The following is a 20,233-nucleotide window of genomic DNA, read 5'->3' as shown; positions in this document are numbered from 1 at the left end:
GTCGCGGTCGGGATCCCGACCGCGACACACCCTTCACCGAGCTCGGTCGGCCGACCTCAGTTGGCCGCGCCGTAGGTACCGGATGCCCAGAGGGCGCCGCCGGTCGTGGCGCCGCCGCCCTGGCGGTAGACGACCAGGTTGCCGTCGTCCTGCATGATCGCGTAGGCACCGGGGTTGTTCCAGGTGCCGGACGACCAGAGGGCGCCGCCCGCGCTCGGGCCGCCGCCCTTGCGGTAGACGACGAAGTTCCCGTCGGCCTGCATGGTCACGTACGCACCGGAGTTGCCCGAGGTGTTGGTCGACCAGAGCACCGCGCCGTCGGCCTTGCGGTACATCACGAGGTTGCCGTCGGCCTGCATCATCAGCTCGGTCAGCTGCCCCGCCGTCCACTGCCCGGGGGCGAGGGACTGGCCGCCGTCGAGGGTCTGCGGGGCCTCGCCGGTGCCGGAGGACCAGAGCGTGCTCCCGTTCGCGCCGGAGAGCACCACGTTGCCGCCGGCCTGCACCGTGACGGAGGCCCCGGGGTTGCCCCAGCTGCCGGTGGACCAGAGCGCCGCGCCGTTGGCGCCGTAGAGGACGAGGTTGCCGTCCCACTGCATCAGCAGGTAGGCGCCCGGGTTGCCCGAGGTGCCGGCGCTCCACATCGGCGCGCCCTGCGCCGAGCCGCCGGTGTTGGCGTAGGCGACCAGGTTGCCGTCGCTCTGCATGGTCAGCGTCATCGACGGGCTGCTGATGCTCTGCCCGGCCTCGAGGCGCTGCCCCGCCGTCATCACGGCGCCGGTGGCCGTGGAGCCGACGTTGACCGCGTTGTCGTCGATGTTCAGCTGGACGCCGCCCCAGGTCTCGTTGACGCCGCCGGCGTACTGGTGGACCCGGCGGTAGGCCGGCCAGTAGGTGGGGCCGGGCAGGCCCATGCCCGCGTCGGAGGTGTCCTGCGAGGAGTTCCAACTCCCGGACCAGATCACGTCGGGGCGCGGGAAGGTGCTGACGTTGTACTGCGAGGCGACGTCGGCGATCCCGCTGTTGGCGCTGGAGTAGACGCCGGACCGGTAACCGGCGTTGTGCAGGCCCGCGGTCCAGCCGGACAGGTAGGCGAGCACCCGGGTCTTGGAGAGCGCGGAGTTGTAGGCCTCCATGTCGTTGTAGAGCACGGCGCCCGGGGTGAAGCCGAGCGCGGCGGCCTTGGTCACGGCGTCCGCCGCGTCCACGGCGCCCTGGTTGGTGGCGGTCGGCAGGTCGGCGGAGATCAGCGCGGAGCCGGTCGCGGCCTGCTGACCCGCGTACATGGGCAGGAACGACCAGCCCTGGGCCGCTTGGGCCGCGACCCAGCCGGGGGTCAGGTTCGGCTGGGCGCAGGTCTGCGCGGGGCCACCGATGTAGATGCCGACCGACTGGTACGGCGAGGCGCCACCGGACCAGGCCGTCATGGCCGCGGCCGAGGGGGCCGTGCAGGTGTCGAAGCCCTTGCCGCCGGCGTCGGTGCTCGGAACGGTGCTGGTGGCCGCGCGCGACGACCGCCCGGCGACGGACGGACGGACCGGCGCCGCGGCGGACGGAGCGGTGGCAGTGGACGGAGCGGTGGCGGACGGGGTGCCGTGTACGGTCGCCCCGGCCAGGATCGCGTTCACCTGCTGCGGCGAGGTGCCGTAGCTGGCCGTCATCTCGAGCCCCGTGCCGCGCAGTTCGGCCTGCAGCTGGTGACCACCGGCCCCGGCCGCCAGGACGGACGGCGGCAGCGGCGACCCGGGCGCGACCACCGGCGTGGCCGGCACACCCGGGGCCGGCGCCGGCACGGGCTGGATCAGCAGGGCGTCGGTCCGGCCGACCCCCAGGTCGGCCGGGCAGTTCTGGTCGGCCGACGGCGTCCCGAGGTAGACCACGTTCCGGTCGAAGCGGATGCAGCTGTGCGGATCCTGCGCGAGGTCCACCACCTGCCAGCTGCCGGGCACCCGGACCTGGTAGCCCTGGTACGCGACGGTTCGGCTGCCGGCCGCCCCCTCGGCCTGCGCCCCGGGAACGGCGACGGACAACGCCGCTCCGGCGAGCAGAACGACAGCGGTGCTACTGGCCAAGCGTGTTGGCATGACGGAGACTCCCCCACCCCTTCAGCGAATGCGCGACGACAGTTGATCGCACAGATGTCCGATCATATGTGGTGATCCGGCGTGCATGCGCACAACTGTTCGCAAGTTGCCGAGGGATCCTGACGCCTCGTCCGCCCGGTTGGTAGCACGGCCGCCGAAGCGGAGCGGGCGGGGCGCTCCAGGGCACCCCGCCCGCTGAGAAACCGCCCGCTCAGGCCTGGTCGACGGCCGGCTCCCGGAGCGGGAAGTGGCAGGCGGCCAGGTGGCTCTCCGGGCCGAAGGGCCTCAGTGGCGGTTCGGTGGTCGCGCAGACCTCCTGGGCCGCCGCGCACCGGGTGCGGAAGCGGCAGCCGGACGGCGGGTCGATCGCCGAGGGCAGCTCGCCGGCGACGCCGTGGCTGCTCTTGGCCTTCTCCACCACCGGGTCGGCCACCGGGATGGTGTCCAGCAGACCCCGGGTGTAGTGGTGCGCCGGGAACGCGTACACCGACTCGGCCGGGCCGACCTCCACCAGCTTGCCCAGGTACATCACCCCGATCCGGTCGGCCAGGTAGCGGACCACCGAGAGGTCGTGCGAGATGAACAGGTACGACAGGCCGAACTCGCCCTGCAGGTCGCGCATCAGGTTGAGCACCTGCGACTGGATCGACACGTCCAGCGCGGAGACCGGCTCGTCCGCCACGATCAGCTTGGGCTGCAGCGCCAACGCCCGTGCCAGCCCGACGCGTTGGCGCTGCCCGCCGGAGAACTCGTGCGGATAGCGCTCCAGCGCCGTCTTCGGCAGCCCGACCACGTCGAGCAACTTCCTGATCCGACCGTCGCGTTCGGCCGGGGTGCCGTCCCGGTGGATGTCCAGCGGCTCGCGCATGATGGACCGCACCGGCATCCGCGGGTTCATCGCCGCGTAGGAGTCCTGGAACATCAACTGCACATCCCGGCGCACCCGTCGGCGCTCGGCCCGCGGCAGCTGCGTGAGGTCCCGGCCCGCGAAGAGCAGGCTGCCGGCGGTGGGCGTCTCCAGACCCACGATGAGCTTGCCGACCGTGGTCTTGCCGCAGCCGGACTCGCCGACCAGACCGACCGTCTCGCCCTGATGGACCGTCAGCGAGACGTCCGCCACCGCGCTGACCGCGCCAACCGCCCGGCGCAGCAGCAGGCCGGAGGTCACCGGGTAGTCCTTGACCAGGTGCTCGACCCGCAGCAGCGGCTCACCGGGCGGGGTTCGCCGGGCCGCCACCGGGGTTCGCTCGGCCTCGGCGGTCGGGGCCGGATCGACCACCCCGACCGGGGGCCGCGCGGACGGCGACTCGACCTCGCCGACCGGGAAGAAACAGGTGTACCGGTGCTCCGGCACGTCCCCGGTCAGCGGGGGCTCGCTCGCCGTGCAGGCGTCGGTCGCGTACCGGCAGCGCGCGGCGAACCGGCAGCCCTCCGGCGGCCTGGTCAGGTCCGGCGGCAGACCCGGGATCGAGTAGAGCCGCTCACCGGACTCGGCACCGCGCTCCGGCAGCGAGGCGAACAGCGCCTCGGTGTACGGATGCCGGGGATTGGCGTAGAGCGCCTCGGTCCGGGTGGTCTCCACCACCTTCCCCGCGTACATCACCGCGATCTGGTCGGCCCGCCCGGCGATCACGCCCAGGTCGTGGGTGACCAGGATGACCGCCATCCCGAGCCGCTGCTTCAACTCGTCGATGAGCTCCAGGATCTGCTTCTGGATGGTGACGTCGAGCGCGGTGGTCGGCTCGTCGGCGATCAGCAGCTTGGGCTCGTTCGCCAACGCCATGGCGATCATGGCGCGTTGGCGCATCCCGCCGGACAGCTCGTGCGGGTAGACCCCCGCACGCTGCGCCGGGCTGGGCATCCCGACCAACGACAGTGCCTCGACGGCGCGTTCGTGCGCCTCCCGCTTGGAGACCCGGCGGTGGATCCGCACCGACTCGGAGATCTGCCGGCCGATGGTCATGGTCGGATTGAGCGAGGTGGTCGGGTCCTGGAAGATCATGCCGATCTCGTTGCCGCGGACCCGGTCCATCTCCTCGTCGCCGAGATGAAGCAAGTCCCTCCCCTCCAGGAGGACTTGACCGCCGACCACCTCACCGCCGTTGGGCAGCAGCCGCATGACGGACATCGCGGTCATGGTCTTGCCGCAACCCGACTCGCCGACGATGCCGAGGGTCTCCCCCACGTCCACGCTGAGGCTGACCCCGTCCAGGGCGTGCACCACCGAACGCTTCAGCCGGATCTCGGTACGCAGATCGATCAGTTCGAGGAGTGCCACGGCTCACCGCTTCTGCAGACGGGTTTCGAAGGCGTCGCGCAGCGCGTCGCCGATCACGTTGAAGGACAGGATGATCAGGATGATCAGCGCGGCCGGCGGATAGATCATCCACCAGTAGCCCGAACTGGCGAAGCTGGTGCCGATGTCGAGCATGCCGCCCAGGTCGTTGTTGGGCGCCTGGAGGCCGAGCCCGATGTAGCTGAGGGTGGAGAGCGCGAAGACCGCGTCGGCGATCGAGAACGTGGTGTTGACGATCGTGGTGCCGATGGTGTTCGGCAGGATGTGCTTGAAGATGATCCGCCGGCCGCCGGCCCCCATCATCCGCGACGCGGAGACGTAGTCGCGGACCTTGACGGCCAGCGCCTCGCCGCGGACCAGGCGGGTGATGCCGAACCAGGAGGTGAACCCCACCTCCAGGATCAGCATCGTCTTGCTCTTCCCGTAGACGCTGCTGAGGTAGATCAGCAGGAAGATCAGCGGGAACGACATCAGCGAGTCGATGACCCGCATCATCAGCGCGTCGAGCCAGCCGCCCAGGTAGCCCGCGACGGCGCCGTAGAGCGCGCCCGCGAACGCCGCGATCAGACCGGCTGCCAGCCCGATCTCCAGGCTGGTCTGCCCGCCGACCATGAGCTTGCCGAGCTCGTCGAGGCCGTAGTTGTCGGTACCCAGCGGGTGCCCGCCGCCCGGCGCCCGGGTGACGGCGTCGAGGTTCACCACCGAGGTGTCCGAGTGGTAGAACAGCGGGCCGAGGAAGCAGAAGGCCGTGATCGCCACCAGGATGCCGACGGCGGCCAGCGCCAGCCGGTTCTCGGCGAAGACCTCCCAGCCGCGCCGGAGCAGCGAGCGGGGCTTCTCGGCCGGTTCCGTGCCCGGCGCCGCGGTGGCGGGCGGGTCGGCCGTCGGGTCGGTCGTCAGCGTCATCAGGTGAGCCTCACTCGTGGGTCCAGCACCGCGTAGCCGAGGTCGGCCAGCAACGACCCGATCACCGTGACCACCGCGGTCAGCAGGGTCGCCGCCAGCGTGATGCTGTAGTCGTTCTGCAGCGCCGCGCGGGTGGTCAGCAGGCCGATGCCCTGGATGTTGAAGACGTACTCGACGATCAGCGCGCCACCGACCAGGGCCGGCATCGAGAGGCCGACCAGGGTGACCATCGGGATCAGCGCGTTGCGCAGCACGTGGGCGTAGAGGGTGCGACGGCGGGAGGCGCCCTTGGCCTTGGCGGTCCGCACGTACTCCTGGGTGATCTGGTCCAGCACGCCGGAGCGCATGTAGCGGCTGTAGCCGGCCACCGTGGTGATGGTCAGGGTGAGCACCGGCAGGAAGATCGCCTCGGGGTGGGTCAGCGCCTCCCCGAAGGTGGAGACCTGGTTCTGCACCGAGACCCACTTGAGGTCGTCCTCGAACCACTGCTGGATCAGGAACCCGATGAAGAAGGTCGGCACCCCGTACGCGACGAAGGAGAAGACCGTGAACGCGTGGTCCAGCCCGCTGTTGCGCCGGGTGGCCTGGATCATGCCCATCGGGACGGCGATGAGCAGCGCCAGCAGCAGCGCGGCGCCGACGATGAAGGCGGACGCGCCGAGCGCGTTGAACAGCAGGTCGGAGACCGGGCGCTGCTGGGTGTAGTCGAAGCCCAGGTTGCCGTGCAGCAGGCCGTCCAGCCAGGTCCAGTACTGCACGTAGACCGGGCGGTCGAGGCCCATCTGGTGGGTGAGGTGGGCGATGTTCTCCGGGGTGGCGTGCGAGCCGAGGATCGCTCGGACCGGGCCACCCGGCATGAGCTGCATCAGACCGAAGGAGATGACGGTGACCAACAGCACCGTCACCAGGGCCTGGAGCAGCCGACGGATGAGGTAGGCGGTCACCGCGTCCCCCCGAGGGGGGACGCGGCGGGCCGGTCGGATGTGGTCGTCATTTGGTGTAGTACCAGTACTCCGGCTCGTAGCCCTGGAACGGGTCACCCGCGTCGATGTGCAGGTTCTTGACGACTTCGTAGACCGTCAGCGGGTTGGGGTTGTAGATCACCGGCTGGTCACCGGCGAGGTAGTCCTCGTAGGCGTACATGTCGTTGATGTCGCTGCCGGTGGTGGTCTTGACGATCAGCTGGTCCAGCTTCGGGTCGGAGAAGCTCCAGATGTTCGGGCCGGCGCCGGTGGCGAAGAGCGCGTCGCCGGTCGGGTAGTAGTCGGGCGAGTAGACCCAGCCGCCGTAGAGCAGCGCCTGCCACTGGCAGCCGGTGGGCTGGGCGGAGGTGCAGGCCACGCCCTCGTTGCCGATGGTGTTCTGGGTCTGGCTGACCGTGTTGACGGCGATGCCGGCCTTGGCGGCGTCGGAGCGCATGTCGGCCGCCATGGTGTCCAGCGAGGCCTGCCCGGACGGGTAGTCCAGGGTGAACGCGGCCTTGGTGCCGGCGGCGATGCCGGCGCCGCACTGGTTCGGTCCGGTGCCCGGGGAGGTGCAGGTGGCCGGGGTGCTGCCGGTGTCCCAACCATGGCTGCTCAGCAGCTGCTTGGCGGCACTCGGGTCGAAGGTGGCCTGCTCGGACTGGCTCTTCGGGGAGAGCGGGTTGCCGGCCGGCTTGGCGGGCACGGCGCCGGTGCTCGGGTAACCCCAGCCCTTCCAGATGCCGTTGATCATGCCCTGCTGGTCCACGGTGTCCTGGATCGCCTTGGTGAAGTAGTTCTGCTTGAACAGCGGGCCCACGTTCGGGTTGGCGAAGTTGATCTGGTAGTAGGAGATCTCGTCCAGGTAGGTGGCGTTCGGCACGTAGTAGCCCACGCTGCTCAACGGGTTGCCGGCGTCCGGGTTCTGGGCGTTGTACGGCGCGGTGTCCTCGGCCGGCAGGTAGCCGTAGTCGATGGCGTTGGCGCCGCTGCTGCCGGCCTTCAGGTCCGCGTACTCGGTGGTGTCCGAGGTGTAGGGGACGAAGTCGACCTCGTCCAGGTACGGCTTCTGCGGGCCGGAGTAGCTGGTGTTGGGCACCACGTCGTAGGCGCCGGAGCTGCCGTTGTAGCTCTTCAGCTTCCACGGGCCGTCGACCACGGACCAGATCGGGCTGCCGACGTAGCTGGCACCCTTGGTGGACTCCGCGCTGAGGTAGGCGTAGTCGGCCGCGCAGTCGGTCTTGGCGGCCGCCGAGCCGAACGCGTCGGTCGCGCAACTCCCCTTCTTCCCGACGCCGGTGAGGTCCCAGGCGAGCGGCATCGGGGTGATCTGACTGAGCTCGTCGTCGAGGAACCAGGTCTGGCTGACCTGGGTGTTCAGGGTCAGCGTCACGGTCTGGCCGGAGGCCGTCGCCGAAGCGATGTTGTCGGGGAAGTACTTGGCGCCGATCGCCGGGTTCGGCTGGGTGTAGTAGGCGCTGTTGGCGGTCTCCGCCTCGGCCATGTTGATCCAGAACAGCACGTCCTGGGCGTCGACAGGCTCGCCGTTGGACCACTTCCACGGCTTGATCTGGAAGGTGACGGTCTTTCCGTCCGCACTCCAGGTGGGGGTCTCGCCGATCGACACGTCCGGGTCGAGGGTGACCTTGTCGTCCAACCCCCAGAAGTACAGCGGCCGGTACATCAACTCCTGGAACTGACTGGTGTTCACCGTACTGACCTGGGCCGGGGTGTCGAACGGCCAGATCGCGTCGGGGAAGGTGGACGGCGACTCGGCGACCCGCACCACACCACCCTGGGTCGGCGCGCCGGTCGGGCCGCTGCCCGCGTTGTTGCCACCGCCTCCGCCGCCACCACAGGCCGCGGTGGTCGCCACCGCCGCGAGCAGCACCGCCGCCTTCCTCAACCTCCGTGGTCCCACGGGTATCGCCATTCCGGACACGCCCCTCTCCACACGTGAACAACAACGTTGCCGTTCGCCGTCGTTGCGGCGACGGATGTCGCGATCGAGCGCACGCTCGGCTGGCCCACCGGCGGGAGGCGCACTCCCACACCGACCGGGGCCTGCGGATCACCTGTCAAGTGATCGTCCGAGCTTGGTTACTGACTTTCAGTCAGACCTGCGCTTGGCAAGATCCAGGCGCGTCTTGACCTTCGAAGTCCCACTCGGGACTCCCCCCTTCACTGGGTACGGCTGATCCCAACCCCCCGTGTTGGTACCTAGTTAGACGGATATCCCAGACGGAGAGAAGAGCCCGGGACGATTCCGGCTGATTACGGTTCCATCAAGGAGTGCGCCCGGTGGCAGGGGCGGAGTCCGCGAACGGGCCGGGCACGGGAGAGGAACGGGAGGTCAGGAGTGGTGTCCTGGTGTTCGGGGGGCGGCCGGCCCGGGTCCGGCCGGGAGGAGCACCGCATCCGAACACTTCCGCAACGAGCAGCCGGGAGGCCCGCGTTCGACGCACCCGCGGACCGGGCGCGGATCCGGCACGGCCCACGGGCGGGGGCCGTCAGCGCGGCGGGTGCAGGCGGTCGCCGCCGGCCAGGATCGCGTCGGCCAGGGCGGCGGCCGGGCCCCGGGCGGTGGTGCGGCCGGTACTGAGGACGAACTCGGTGGCGCCGAGGTCGGGCAGCCCGGACTGCGGCGGCAGGGCGCGCAGCCCGGCCGGGATCATGCCCTGGGCGTGGGCCACCACGCCCAGGCCGGCCAGCGCGGCGGCCCGCACGCCGGAAAGGCTCGCGCTGGTGCAGGCTATCCGCCACGGCCGTCCGGCCCGGTCCAGCACGTCCAGGGCGCGGGTCCGGGTGATGCTGGGCGGCGGGTAGACGATCAGCGGGACGGGCTGGCCACGGTCGGGGCGGTAGTCCTCGGCACCGATCCAGACCAGCCGGTCGCGCCAGACCAGCCGGTCCGCCGCGTGGCCCGGCCCCGGGCCGGTCCCGCCCGCCGACCCGTCCGGTGAACGCTTGCCGAGCACCAGGTCGAGCCGGCCGTCGGCGAGCTGCTCGTACAGCACCGCGCTGCGGCCCACGGTCAGTTCCAGGTCGACCTCGGGGTGACCACGCCGGAAGGTCCGCAGCAGTTGCGGCAGCTCGGTCAGCACGAAGTCCTCGGAGGCCCCGAACCGGACCCGGCCGCGCACCGGGCTGCCTGCGAAGTACGCGGCGGCCTGCTCGTGCGCCTCGAGGATCGACCGGGCGAAGCCGAGCATCGCCTCACCCTCGGCGGTGAGCTGCACGGAGTGGGTGTCCCGGTGGAAGAGCCGCCGCTCGGTCGTCTCCTCCAGCCGCCGGACGTGCTGGCTGACCGTGGACTGCCGCAGCCCGAGCCGCTGGGCGGCGCGGGTGAACCCGCCGGTCTGGGCGACCGCGAGGAAGGACCTGAGCTGGACCGGATCGAACACACTCCCACTGTACTGCGGTTATCATATTTCATGATTGCAGTGAGTCCAGTGAGCGGGATTCACAATCAGCGGGCCGGCGGCAAGGCTGGGGGTACCCGAAGCACCCCCGAATTCCACCCCGAACCCTGCCCGCGGAGAGTACCCATGCCCGGTCCGAAGCCGACCCGACGCCTGCCCGTGGATCCCTTCATCACCGCGCTGCTCTGCACGGTGGGCCTGGCCCTGCTGCTCCCCGCCAGAGGAGCGGCGGCACCAGCCGTCTCGGACGCGGCCGTCGGCGCGGTCGGGCTGCTCTTCTTCCTCTACGGGGCGCGGCTGTCGGCCCGCGAGGCGCTGGACGGGCTTCGGCAGTGGCGACTGCACGGCCTGGTCCTCGCCGTCACCTTCGCACTCTTCCCGCTGCTCGGCGTGGCGAGCCGGGTGTTCGTCCCGACGCTGCTGCCCCAGCAGCTCTACCAGGGGCTGCTCTTCCTCTGCCTGCTGCCGTCCACCGTGCAGTCCTCGATCGCCTTCACCTCGATCGCCCGCGGCAACACCGCGGCCGCGGTGTGCAGCGCGACCTTCTCCAGCCTGTTCGGCATCGTGGTCACCCCGCTGCTCGCCGCCCTGCTGCTCAGCACCCACGGCGGCGGGATCGGCGCGGGTTCGGTGCTGGGCATCGTCGAACAGCTGCTGCTCCCCTTCCTGGCGGGCCAGTTGCTGCGCCGCTGGATCATCGGCGTGCTGACCCGGCACCGCCGGATCCTCGGCCTGGTGGACCGCGGCTCGATCCTGCTGGTGGTCTACAGCGCCTTCAGCGAGGCCGTGGTGGGCGGTGTCTGGGGACAGGTGTCGCTGCCCCGGCTCGGGGTGCTCGCGCTGCTGGAGGCGGCGCTGCTGGCGGTGGTCCTGACCTCGACCACCTTGCTCGCCCGCCGGCTCGGCTTCGACCGGCCGGACCGGACGGCGATCGTCTTCTGCGGCTCCAAGAAGAGCCTGGCCGCCGGTGTCCCGATGGCCACCGTGCTCTTCCCCGGCCCGTCCCTTGGCCTGATCGTGCTGCCACTGATGCTCTTCCACCAACTGCAGCTGATGGTCTGCGCCGTGCTGGCCCGCCGCTGGGGTGCCGCCGCGGCGGCGGAGGAGCCCGGACCGGCCCCGGTCGCGGCCGACCAGAGCCTCGAACCGGCCTCCGGCTGACGGGAGTTCGGACCTCGCAGGTCGCCGACTCGTGCGCCGGCCGCCGGATGGCCCAGAATATGCGTCGAGCATGGTGTCAAGCGGACTTCCGGACGTTTGACACTCTGCTTGATTGTCGCGGGCCCGGGGCAGGACCGAGACTCTAGAGGCACTGCTGATCAAGCACCGGACGGTCCTTCGCCGGTGCCGGCGTGCACAGACCGCCGTCCTGCCCCAGCGGCCGAGCCCCGCTCGCCCGACCTCGGCAACCGAGGTCGGGCGAGCCGACGTTACAGAGGTGACCATTGACGACGATACGCGTGGATCAGTCGGTACGGCGCTGGTCGGCGCCCCGGCGAGTGCGGCTGCTGCCCCTGGTCGCCCTCATCTTCTTCAGCGTCTCCGGCGGCGCCTACGGGATCGAGCAGCTCTTCTCCACCTCCGGTCCCGGCATGGCCGTGCTGCTGATCATCGTCACCCCGCTGATCTACAGCGTGCCGCACGCCCTGGTCTGCGCCGAACTCGGCACCACCATCCCGGTCGAGGGTGGCTACTACCACTGGGTCAAGAAGGGCCTGGGCAAGTTCTGGGGCTTCCAGCAGGGAATGCTCCAGTGGATCTGCAGCTTCGTCGACATGGCGCTCTATCCCGTGCTCTTCACCAGCTACCTGCAGAGCCTGGTGGGGGCGGTGGCGCCCGGCAAGCACGTCCTGTTCACGCTGGGACACCTGCAGTTCGACCTGAACTGGTTCATCTGTCTCGCGGTGATCGTGGTCTTCACGCTGCTGAACCTGCTCGGCGCGGGCTGGGTGGGCGAGTCCTCGGTGGTCTTCGCGCTGATCTGCCTGACCCCGATGGTGATCCTCAGCGCCGTCGGCATCGCGCACCTGATCGGCCACGGCATCAACCCGATCGGGTCGATGACCAGTGGTTCCGGCCAGTCGATGGCGAAGGCGTTCGGCTCCGGGCTGTTCATCGTGATGTGGAACTACTCCGGCTGGGACAGTGTCTCCAACGTGGCCGGGGAGATGGAGAACCCGCGCAAGCACCTGCCCCGGGCGCTCTCCATCGCGGTGGTGCTGATCATGGTCGGCTATCTGCTGCCCGGCATCGGCTCGCTCTCCGTCGGCCCGGGCGGTGACCACGGCTGGAAGAACTGGCAGACCGGGTCGTTCTCCGACGTCGCCAAGGTGCTGGCCGGGCCGTGGCTCCAGGTGGCCGTCACGGTCGGCGGGATGTTCGCGGCGGTCGCGATGTTCTCGGCACTGCTCGCCTCCAACACCCGACTGCCGTTCGTGCTGGCCCAGGACGGCTACTTCCCGCGCTGGGTGGCGAAGGAGACCAGGCGCTACCGGATGCCGATCGTCTCCATCATCGGCTCCTCGGTGATCTACGCGCTGTTCTGCCTGAGCAGCTTCACCAACCTGGTCATCTTCGACGTCTTCCTCACCAACCTCGGCATCCTGCTGGAGGTCGCCGCGCTGATCGCGCTGCGGATCAAGGAGCCCACGCTGCCGCGGCCGTACCGGATCCCGGGTGGCTGGTTCAGCATCGCCGGCATCGTGGCCTGCCTGCTGAGCGTCTGCTCCTGGGCCGCCTGGCAGCAGTACACCGCGAACGGCACCAAGGCGGTCACCTACTGCCTGGTGATCGTCGGTGGCTCCTGCCTGCTCTACCTGCCGCTGGAGCTGTGGCGGGCCCGGAAGGCCCGGATCGATCCGGAGCTGGACCGCAGCCCGGGCAGCCCGGGGTACACGCGCTGGCTGGACGAGGCGCTCAACCCCGAGGTGGCCGGGCGCGGTTGAGTCCGCCGATCCGCCTCCGGGGCGGGGCCGCCAAGCCGGCCCCGGAGGCAGGTCAGTCCTCCGCGCCCAGGGTGATCGTGTAGACCTTCCGGAGGGTCTCGTGCACCGTCCAGACCGTACGGTCGCCCGCGTGCAGGCGGGCCAGGTCCCCGGGGCCGACCTCCAGGGTGGGGCCGTCCGCGATCTCGACGGTGGCCCGGCCACTGAGCACCACGAACAGCTCGTCGGCCTCGGTGTCCGTCACCACGCCCGGCGTGATCTGCCAGACCCCGCGCAGCTCCCGGCCGTCCGCGGACTCCCAGAGCACCTTTCCGGTGACCCGGGGGTCGCCGGAGACCACCTGCGACGGGTCCAGCGGCTCCGGATCGAGGTGGAGGTCGGGCACGTGCAGCGCGTAACTGTTGGTCATGATCCGACGCTATCCACTCCCGCTCGGAGCCGGAGGCGCCACAGTGTTTCGTTCCGGCCGGCTGGGCTGACAGGTCGTAAGCCCGGCCGGGCTAGTCCACCGGGGCGAGCTCGGCCAGCGCGCCCAGGAACAGGTCCAGGGTGCTGGGGAAGGCGGAGACCGCCATGCTCCGCTGGAGGCCCCGCGCACAGGCCGCGATGTGCGGGAAGCGCTCGGCCGGAAGCCTGCCGTAGGTCGAGGCCCAGGCCTCGTCGTCGGCCCGCGCGGCCTCCGGCGGCAGGGTCTCGAAGCCCGCGTCCAGGGCTGCGAAGCCCAGCACCAGGTCGACGAAGCAGTGGTAGTGGTGGGCGGCCGCGTCGGGCTCGAACCCGGCCGAGCGCAGCGCCCCGAGGCCGAGCTCCACCGTCCGGATCTCGTGCGGACGCCGGGTCACCCGGGTGGCGGAGAGCACCGCGACGTGCGGGTGGGCGAGGCTGACCGCGTGCAGCCGCAGACCCAGGTCGCGCAGGGTCAGCCGCCAGTCCGCGCTGGGCTCGAAGCCCGCCAGGCTGCGGCCGATCAGCTCGTCCGCGACGGCCAGCATCAGGTCGTCGGTGCTGCGGAAGTACCGGTAGATCGAGGACGGGTCGGCGCCGAGCGCGGCGCCCAGCCGGCGGACCGTCAGCGCCGCCGCGCCGTGCTGGCCCATCAGGCGGATCGCCGTCTCGACGATCAGCTGGTCGGAGAGGATCGTCCCCGCGCGGGTCGGCCGGCTGCGCCGCCGGTCCCGCGGTATCCGTGACTCCGCTCCCACATCACCCTCCGGTCCGATTGTCCGAATTGCTCCCGTGGCGGCAGCTTATGACAACGCCATTGACATTGTCCCGGCCCCGGATGTCTGATGGCGCTCATCGCAGCCGCACGTCCGCCGCCGGGCTCCGCCAACCCGGCCGTCCCCGCCGCCGAGGGACCGTACGGACCGGGGTACCGACCGCCTCCCCCACGGTGTGCCACTTCGCCCGCCGACCCGCGCGGCTCACCCCCGCCGCCGCGACACCCCCATCCCCCGCGCCCTCCTGTGCACAGAAGGAAGCCACCCATGGATCCCGCCCGCTCCCTGCAGGACGCCAAGCCCACCCCGTTCTGGCTGGACGACCCCGGGCGGCCGGAGCCGCACTCCGCGCTGGTCGGGGACGTCCGCTGCGACCTACTGGTGGTCGGCGGCGGCTACAGCGGCCTGTGGACCGCGCTGATCGCCAAGGAACGCGACCCCGCGCTCGACGTGGTGCTGATCGAGGGGCACGAGGTCGGCTGGGCGGCCTCCGGACGCAACGGCGGCTTCTGCGCGGCCAGCCTGACCCACGGCCTCGGCAACGGGCAGCAACGCTGGCCGGGCGAGCTGGACCGGCTGGAACGGCTCGGCGCCCGGAACCTGCAGTCGATCGAGGACAGCGTCAAGCGCTACGGCATCGACTGCGACTGGGAGCGCACCGGCGAGATCGACGTCGCGACCGAGCCCTACCAGGTCGAGGAGCTGCGGGAGGTCGCCGAGCTCGCGGCCCGGTTCGGCGGCGACTACGCCGTGCTGGACACCGACCAGATCCGCGCCGAGGTCAACTCCCCCACCTTCCTCGGCGGGCTCTGGGACAAGGACGGCGTCGCCATGGTGAACCCGGCCAAGCTCGCCTGGGGGCTCAAGCAGGCCTGCCTGGACCAGGGCGTGCGGATCTTCGAGCACACCCGGGCCACCGCGCTCGCCGAGAGCGGCCCCGGGATGGCGGTCCGCACGCCGTACGGCCGGATCCTCGCGCGCCGGGTGGCGCTCGGCACCAACGCCTTCCCGGCACTGGTCCGGCGGGCCCGGCTTTACACCGTGCCGGTGTACGACTACGCGCTGATGACCGAGCCGCTCGACGCCGAGCAACTCGCCTCGATCGGCTGGCGGAACCGGCAGGGGCTGGGCGACAGCGCCAACCAGTTCCACTACTTCCGGCTGTCGGCGGACAACCGGATCCTCTGGGGTGGCTACGACGCCGTCTACCACTACGGTGGCCGGGTGCGCGCCGAGCACGACCAGCGGCCGCAGACCTACCAGACGCTGGCCACCCACTTCTTCCGGACCTTCCCGCAGCTGGCGGGCCTGCGCTTCACCCACGCCTGGGGTGGCGCGATCGACACCTGCACCCGGTTCTCCGCCTTCTTCGACACCGCGCACCGGGGCCGGGTCGCCTACGCGGCCGGCTACACCGGGCTCGGGGTGGGGGCCACCCGGTTCGGCGCCGAGGTGATGCTCGACCTGCTGGCCGGGCGGCGGACCGAGCGGACAGCACTGGAGATGGTGCGCCGCAAGCCGCTGCCGTTCCCACCGGAGCCGGTGCGCTGGGCCGGGATCGAGCTGACCCGGTGGTCGCTCGACCGGGCCGACCGCAACGACGGGCGGCGCAACCTGTGGCTGCGGACGATGGACCGGCTGGGTCTCGGCTTCGACAGCTGAAGCGGGTGGGGGGGGGGGGGGGGGCGCCCCCGCCCCCCCCCCCCCCCCGCCGGGCCGCCCCCCCCCCCCCCGCCCCCCCCCCCCCCCCCCCCCCCCCCCCGCCCCCCCCCCCCCCCCCCCCCCCCCCCCCCGGGGGGGGGGGGGGCCCGCCCCCCCCCCCCCCCCCCCCCCCCACCGTCTCACGGCTTGACCGCGACGCCCGCGTAGGCCGAGACCTCCCGCCAGCCATCCGGCAGCGCCTCGCCCTCGGTCCGCCACAGCGGCAGCTGCACCAGGCCGGGCTCCAGCAGCTCGAAGTCACCGAAGAACCCGGCCACCGCGGCCCGGTCGCGCAGCACCGCGGGCGCGCTCGCCGTGCTGTAGACCCGGGTCATGGCCTCCACCACGGCCGGGGTCAGGAAGTCCTGGCTGCCGTGCGAGAGGATCAGCAGGCTGCCGGGCGCGAGCGCCTCCCGCAGCCGGGCGACCACCTCGGCGGCGCCCTCCTCGTCGCGGATGAAGTGCAGCACCGCGACCAGCATCAGCGCCACCGGCTGGGACAGGTCGATCGCCTGCCGCAGCCCCGGGTCGTCGAGGATGGCGGCCGGGTCCCGCAGGTCGGCCTGGATCACCGTGGTGTAGCCGACCGGGTGGTTGGCCAGCAGCGCCCGGGCGTGGGTGAGCACGATCGGGTCGTTGTCCACGTACACCACCCGGGCGTCCGGCGCGACCCGCTGGGCGACCTCGCTGGTGCTGCCCACCGCCGGGATGCCGGTACCGATGTCCAGGAACTGCCGGACACCGCGCTCGGCCGCGTAGGCCACCGCGCGGCCGAGGAACTCCCGGTTGATCCGCGCTCCGAGGCGGGCGTGCGGGACCGCGGCGATGATCCTCTCGGCGGCCTCCCGATCCGCCGCGAAGTTGTCCTTGCCGCCGAGGTAGTAGTCGTACATCCGGGCCGGGTGCGGGACATCGACGGCCAGTTCGCTCGGCGGTTGCCAGTCGTCGGTCCGGGCCCACTGCCAATCGCCCGTGAGCGTCTCGCCCAGCGCCGCGTCGTCCTGCATGCCGGTCCCCCTTCGAAGTCTGATGCCGTTTCACCGGCGATCGTAGCGGAGCGGGTGCCACCGGTCAGGGCGGTCCGTCAGGTTACGGTTGGCCTCCTGCGAGCAGCGACCCCGCCCCGGCCCATCAGGAAGGCAACACACCATGAGCAGCACGTACCCCTCGGCATCCGGGACGCCCCCGGTCGATCACCGCGCGGCCGTCGCGACCGAGACCGCCCGGCTGGCCGCGCTGGCCGAGTCCGCCGACCTCACCACCCCGATCCCCAGCTGCCCGGACTGGACGCTCGCCGACCTGGTCGTGCACACCGGCAGCGTGCAGCGCTGGTTCTCGGTGCTGCTGCGCCAGCGCGTCCAGGAGCGCCCGACCAGCCGCGAGGTGGACCTGAAGCTCCCGGCCGAGCCGGCCGGCTACCCCGACTGGCTGCGGACCGCCGCGGCCGAGGCCGCCGAGGTGTTCGCCTCCGTCGACCCGGACGCCCCGATGTGGGCCTGGGGCGCCGACCAGCACGCCCGGTTCTGGGTGCGCCGGATGCTGTGCGAGACCCTGGTGCACCGCGCCGACGCGGAACTCGCCCTGGGCCGGCGGCCGGAGATCGACCCGGCCCTCGCCCGGGACGGCGTGGACGAGTTCCTGGTCAACCTGCCGTTCGCCGCCTTCTTCGCCCCCGGCACGGCGAAGCTGCGCGGCACCGACCGGACCATCCGCTTCAGCCGCACGGACGGCGAGGGCGACTGGCTGGTCCGGCTGGGCCCGGACGGCTTCGGGCTCGACCCGAAGGGCGGGCCCGCCGACGCGACCGTCCGGGGCGCCGCCGCCGACCTGCTGCTGCTCCTGTACGGGCGACTGGACCGGACCTCGGAGCACTTCGAACTCCTCGGTGACGAGGAGCTGTTGGCGCTCTGGTTCACCAACTCGAAGTTCTGATCCGCTGATTCGGCCGGCGGCGGCCGGCTCACCGGCAGGTGTAGGTGAGCGAGGCCGTCGTCGACCGCTGGGTCGGCGCGAGGATCTCCAGGGTCGCGGTGGCCGGCAGCGTCCCCCTGCCGTCGAAGGTCCAGCGGAGCACCACATCGGTGTCGTGACTCCCTTGCGGGACCGGCTGGTCGAGGTCGGCGGAGACGGTGCCGTCGCTCCGGCGCCAGCGGTAGGCGACCGTCCCCGCGCGGCCGTCGGTGTGGAGCGTGCCGGTGATCACCGCGGTGCCGTCGCAACCCGGGCCGGCGGGATCGGTGCGCACCGAGACGCCGGTGACGGCGAGCGGCGGGGCGTCCTGCTGCCAGACCAGGTAGCCGGCCAGTCCGAGCGGCAGCAGCAGGAGCGGCAACCACCTGAAGCGTCGGGCTCGCCGACCGGGGCCCACCGCCGCCGGCTCCGACGACTCCCCGGGCTTGGCCGTCCCGTGCCAGACCGCCGCCGCGGCCACCGGGACGGCAGCGACGACCACCGGGACGCCCGGGCCGAAGCGCCGCAACTCCCCCTCGACGAGGCCGGCCGTGACCGGGGTCGGCCAGGCCTCGTCGTCGAGCAGCGTGGCCCTGGTGGTCTCGGGGTCGGCCGGGGTCCCCCACACCTCGTCGTCGAGCAGCGTCGCACTGTCGGACTCCAACTGTCCTGCCATACTGGGTGGTTCGGCATCCCGCGCGGTTGCCTGCCGGGGCACCAGCCCCCGGACCGACACGACAGCGGTGCTCTCCGCCGGTTCCTGGAGTGGCGACTCCTGTGGTGACGTCATGTTCTCTCTTTGGTTCAGCGGGGCGGGTTGCACAGGTAGGAGGGGATCTGCTGGTACGAGCCCTGGCCGGCGTCGGCGGTCGGGCTGGTCGCGACAGCTACGCCCCAGAAGGGAGCATCGTCCCCGTACCCGAAGAAGTGCGTGAAGCGGCCGGTCAACTGCGTCTGGCCGGGCTGCAGGTTGACGACCTGGGTGCCCACCACGTCGGCCCGGCCGCCGCGCCCGCCGTCGACCCAGCTGAGCGCGAGCGCCGTGCCCGCACCGCCGTCCGTACGGACCGTCACCGACACCGTGGCGCCGTACGGCCCGGCGCACCCGTAGCCGTCGATGCTCACAGAGAGCACGTGCCCGGCGGCCGACGACGGGGGCGCGGCCGGGGACGACGGCGCGGCCGGCGGCGGGCTGGCGGGAGGGGCTGACGCGCTGGGCGCCGGGGCGCTGCCGGTCGGTCCGGCGGCGACCGTCGCCACCGGCGAACTGACTGCTGGCTGCGGCGACTTGGTGGCCACCGCGACGGCCGAGCGAGCGGCCGTCGCGGTCGGCGAGACGGCCGCCGTCGCGCTCGGTGCGGCACTCGCGGACGCCGATACCGACGCGGAGGCCGAGGGCGACGCCGAGGGCGAGGGCGATGCCGTCCCCGGATCCGTCGACGGCGCGAGCAGCGTGGTCACCTGCGCGGCCGGGGCGACCGAGGCCGACCCGCTCGCCCCGGCCGCGCCGTCCGCGACCGCGATGGTGGCCGACGTCCCGGCCAGCACACCCACCGCCACCGTGCCGGTCAGCACCCTGGCCCGCCGCCCCAGCCGCGGCCGCCGCCGGACCGCGCCGACCGCGCCCGACGGCGCCACCGTCGTCCCGGCGAGCGTGGTGGTCGCCAGCGAGGTGCTGCCCGCCGCGGCACCGCCCGCCGACGGCAGCAGCAACGGCAGCAGCGCCACCACCGCCGCGAGCGTCCGCCGCCCGCGCTCCTCCCAGTCCGCGCCGTAGGCCGCGCCGGCCACCCGCTCCAGCTCCTCCACCAGGGCCGCCGCGCTCTGCGGCCGGTCCGCCGGCGACTTGGCCAGCCCGCTGCGGATCAGCGAGCGCACCGCCTCCGGGGCCAGCTCGGCGGGGATCGGCGCCTCGGTGTGCTGCACGGCCAGCTCGACGAGGGTGTCCCCGGAGTAGGGCTTGGCCCCGGTCAGGCACTCGAAGAAGGTCGCCGTCGCCGCGTACACGTCGGCGGACGGCGAGGCCGGGGCGCCGGTCCACTGCTCGGGTGCCATGTAGACGGGGGTGCCGGCGATCCCCGGGGTGTCGCCGCTGCGCACCGCGATGCCGAAGTCGACCAGCTTGGAGCTGCCGTCCGCCGCGATCAGCACGTTGCCCGGCTTGTAGTCGCGGTGCACCACCCCGGCGGCGTGCGCGGCGGCCAGCCCGAGCAGCGAGCCCTTGAGCACCGCCAGCGCCGCCTCGGGGCCGGTGGCGCCCTCCTGGCGCAGCAGGGTGCGCAGCGCGATGCCGTCCACCAGCTCCATCACGATGGCCGCGCCGTGCGCGCTCTCGACGTACTCGTACAGTTCGGCGACGTACGGGGAGCGGAGGTCGCCGAGGAGGGTGGCCTCGGTCCGGAAGGCGGTGGTGTCGCCGACCGCGTCGCTCAGGTACTTGACGGCCACCGGGGTGCCGGTGGTGTCGTGCCGGGCCAGCAGCACCCGCCCGCTCGCGCCCGAGCCGAGTTCTCGCTCGTGGGTGTAGCCGGGCAGCGTCCACGGGCCGCCGGCGGTGGCCGGGGTGCCCTCGGTCGGGCCGTTGCCGTTCATCGCGCGTCTTTCTCGAGGAGGGTGCACCGCCGGTCGGCGGCCGGGAGGATCGGCTCCCGTGGCTGCCGCAGCACCTGCGGCGCTGGCTTCGACGCGCACGCCAGGTCCCGAGGTTGCGGCGTGCGCGGGATCGAAGGTCACGATTCGGGTGATTC

The 20,233-nt window shown here is 72.1% G+C and carries 15 protein-coding genes; 4 read left to right on the top strand and 11 right to left on the bottom strand.

Features of this window, described 5'->3' with window-relative positions:
• Positions 1–56 precede the first annotated feature (56 nt).
• The 6 genes from ACIGXM_RS30215 to ACIGXM_RS30190 all read right to left on the bottom strand — a co-directional run bounded on the left by ACIGXM_RS30215 (position 57) and on the right by ACIGXM_RS30190 (position 9,652).
• Positions 57–2,084, bottom strand: a complete 2,028-nt coding sequence (locus ACIGXM_RS30215) for a glycoside hydrolase domain-containing protein (protein ID WP_396566419.1) — start codon at positions 2,082–2,084, stop codon at positions 57–59.
• Between the two features lie 211 nt (positions 2,085–2,295).
• Complete coding sequence (locus ACIGXM_RS30210) at positions 2,296–4,362, bottom strand: dipeptide ABC transporter ATP-binding protein (protein ID WP_396566417.1); 2,067 nt, start codon at positions 4,360–4,362, stop codon at positions 2,296–2,298.
• Between the two features lie 3 nt (positions 4,363–4,365).
• Entirely contained in the window at positions 4,366–5,286 is a 921-nt protein-coding gene (locus ACIGXM_RS30205) for an ABC transporter permease (RefSeq protein ID WP_396566415.1), read from the bottom strand.
• On the bottom strand, positions 5,286–6,230 hold the full coding sequence (locus tag ACIGXM_RS30200) for an ABC transporter permease (RefSeq protein ID WP_396566413.1): 945 nt from the start codon (positions 6,228–6,230) through the stop codon (positions 5,286–5,288). Before ACIGXM_RS30200 ends, ACIGXM_RS30205 begins: the two co-directional genes overlap by 1 nt.
• Positions 6,231–6,276: 46 nt before the next feature.
• Positions 6,277–8,181: an ABC transporter substrate-binding protein gene (locus ACIGXM_RS30195; protein WP_396566411.1), complete on the bottom strand. Its 1,905-nt coding sequence runs from the start codon at positions 8,179–8,181 to the stop codon at positions 6,277–6,279.
• Positions 8,182–8,758: 577 nt separating this feature from the next.
• Positions 8,759–9,652, bottom strand: coding sequence for a LysR substrate-binding domain-containing protein (locus tag ACIGXM_RS30190; protein WP_396566409.1), 894 nt, complete (start codon positions 9,650–9,652; stop codon positions 8,759–8,761).
• 144 nt (positions 9,653–9,796) lie between these two features.
• Here ACIGXM_RS30190 and ACIGXM_RS30185 point away from each other — a divergent pair, with 144 nt between their 5' ends.
• Positions 9,797–10,831 carry a bile acid:sodium symporter family protein gene (locus tag ACIGXM_RS30185; protein WP_396566407.1) on the top strand — a complete coding sequence of 345 codons (1,035 nt, stop codon included), beginning with the start codon at positions 9,797–9,799 and terminating at the stop codon, positions 10,829–10,831.
• A gap of 299 nt (positions 10,832–11,130) precedes the next feature.
• On the top strand, positions 11,131–12,615 hold the full coding sequence (locus ACIGXM_RS30180) for an APC family permease (protein WP_396566405.1): 1,485 nt from the start codon (positions 11,131–11,133) through the stop codon (positions 12,613–12,615).
• Positions 12,616–12,667: 52 nt separating this feature from the next.
• On the opposite strand, the gene ACIGXM_RS30175 is transcribed toward ACIGXM_RS30180, so the two are convergent.
• Positions 12,668–13,024 (bottom strand): cupin domain-containing protein, encoded by a 357-nt coding sequence (locus ACIGXM_RS30175; RefSeq protein WP_396566404.1) that lies wholly within the window; start codon positions 13,022–13,024, stop codon positions 12,668–12,670.
• A 91-nt stretch (positions 13,025–13,115) separates the two neighbouring features.
• The gene (locus tag ACIGXM_RS30170) at positions 13,116–13,817 is read right to left on the bottom strand and encodes a TetR/AcrR family transcriptional regulator (RefSeq protein WP_396566402.1); all 702 of its coding nucleotides are present in this window, start codon (positions 13,815–13,817) and stop codon (positions 13,116–13,118) included.
• A gap of 285 nt (positions 13,818–14,102) precedes the next feature.
• On the opposite strand from ACIGXM_RS30170, the gene ACIGXM_RS30165 reads away from it, so the two are divergent.
• On the top strand, positions 14,103–15,497 hold the full coding sequence (locus ACIGXM_RS30165) for an NAD(P)/FAD-dependent oxidoreductase (RefSeq protein WP_396566400.1): 1,395 nt from the start codon (positions 14,103–14,105) through the stop codon (positions 15,495–15,497).
• A 179-nt stretch (positions 15,498–15,676) separates the two neighbouring features.
• Here ACIGXM_RS30165 and ACIGXM_RS30160 read toward each other — a convergent pair whose 3' ends face one another.
• Positions 15,677–16,543: an SAM-dependent methyltransferase gene (locus ACIGXM_RS30160; RefSeq protein ID WP_396566398.1), complete on the bottom strand. Its 867-nt coding sequence runs from the start codon at positions 16,541–16,543 to the stop codon at positions 15,677–15,679.
• A 142-nt stretch (positions 16,544–16,685) separates the two neighbouring features.
• On the opposite strand from ACIGXM_RS30160, the gene ACIGXM_RS30155 reads away from it, so the two are divergent.
• Positions 16,686–17,468: a maleylpyruvate isomerase family mycothiol-dependent enzyme gene (locus ACIGXM_RS30155; RefSeq protein WP_396566397.1), complete on the top strand. Its 783-nt coding sequence runs from the start codon at positions 16,686–16,688 to the stop codon at positions 17,466–17,468.
• A 28-nt stretch (positions 17,469–17,496) separates the two neighbouring features.
• Here ACIGXM_RS30155 and ACIGXM_RS30150 read toward each other — a convergent pair whose 3' ends face one another.
• Together ACIGXM_RS30150 and ACIGXM_RS30145 are read right to left on the bottom strand one after the other, a co-directional pair.
• The gene (locus tag ACIGXM_RS30150) at positions 17,497–18,162 is read right to left on the bottom strand and encodes a hypothetical protein (protein ID WP_396566395.1); all 666 of its coding nucleotides are present in this window, start codon (positions 18,160–18,162) and stop codon (positions 17,497–17,499) included.
• A gap of 128 nt (positions 18,163–18,290) precedes the next feature.
• Positions 18,291–20,078 carry a protein kinase gene (locus ACIGXM_RS30145; protein ID WP_396566393.1) on the bottom strand — a complete coding sequence of 596 codons (1,788 nt, stop codon included), beginning with the start codon at positions 20,076–20,078 and terminating at the stop codon, positions 18,291–18,293.
• Between the last annotated feature and the right edge of the window lie 155 nt (positions 20,079–20,233).

It is taken from the genome of Kitasatospora sp. NPDC052896 (assembly GCF_044547075.1).
In the GTDB taxonomy this organism is placed as follows: domain Bacteria; phylum Actinomycetota; class Actinomycetes; order Streptomycetales; family Streptomycetaceae; genus Kitasatospora.
The sequence above is the reverse complement of the archived record's forward strand: the minus strand, read 5'-3'. Positions and strand labels throughout refer to the sequence as shown.

Excerpts from the sequence above, each read along its gene's own strand:
- ACIGXM_RS30215 (WP_396566419.1), bottom strand. The coding sequence starts at position 2,084 with ATGCCAACACGCTTGGCCAGTAGCACCGCTGTCGTTCTGCTCGCCGGA.
- ACIGXM_RS30205 (WP_396566415.1), bottom strand. The coding sequence starts at position 5,286 with ATGACGCTGACGACCGACCCGACGGCCGACCCGCCCGCCACCGCGGCG.
- ACIGXM_RS30195 (WP_396566411.1), bottom strand. The coding sequence starts at position 8,181 with ATGGCGATACCCGTGGGACCACGGAGGTTGAGGAAGGCGGCGGTGCTG.
- ACIGXM_RS30185 (WP_396566407.1), top strand. The coding sequence starts at position 9,797 with ATGCCCGGTCCGAAGCCGACCCGACGCCTGCCCGTGGATCCCTTCATC.
- ACIGXM_RS30175 (WP_396566404.1), bottom strand. The coding sequence starts at position 13,024 with ATGACCAACAGTTACGCGCTGCACGTGCCCGACCTCCACCTCGATCCG.
- ACIGXM_RS30165 (WP_396566400.1), top strand. The coding sequence starts at position 14,103 with ATGGATCCCGCCCGCTCCCTGCAGGACGCCAAGCCCACCCCGTTCTGG.
- ACIGXM_RS30160 (WP_396566398.1), bottom strand. The coding sequence starts at position 16,543 with ATGCAGGACGACGCGGCGCTGGGCGAGACGCTCACGGGCGATTGGCAG.
- ACIGXM_RS30155 (WP_396566397.1), top strand. The coding sequence starts at position 16,686 with ATGAGCAGCACGTACCCCTCGGCATCCGGGACGCCCCCGGTCGATCAC.
- ACIGXM_RS30150 (WP_396566395.1), bottom strand. The coding sequence starts at position 18,162 with ATGGCAGGACAGTTGGAGTCCGACAGTGCGACGCTGCTCGACGACGAG.
- ACIGXM_RS30145 (WP_396566393.1), bottom strand. The coding sequence starts at position 20,078 with ATGAACGGCAACGGCCCGACCGAGGGCACCCCGGCCACCGCCGGCGGC.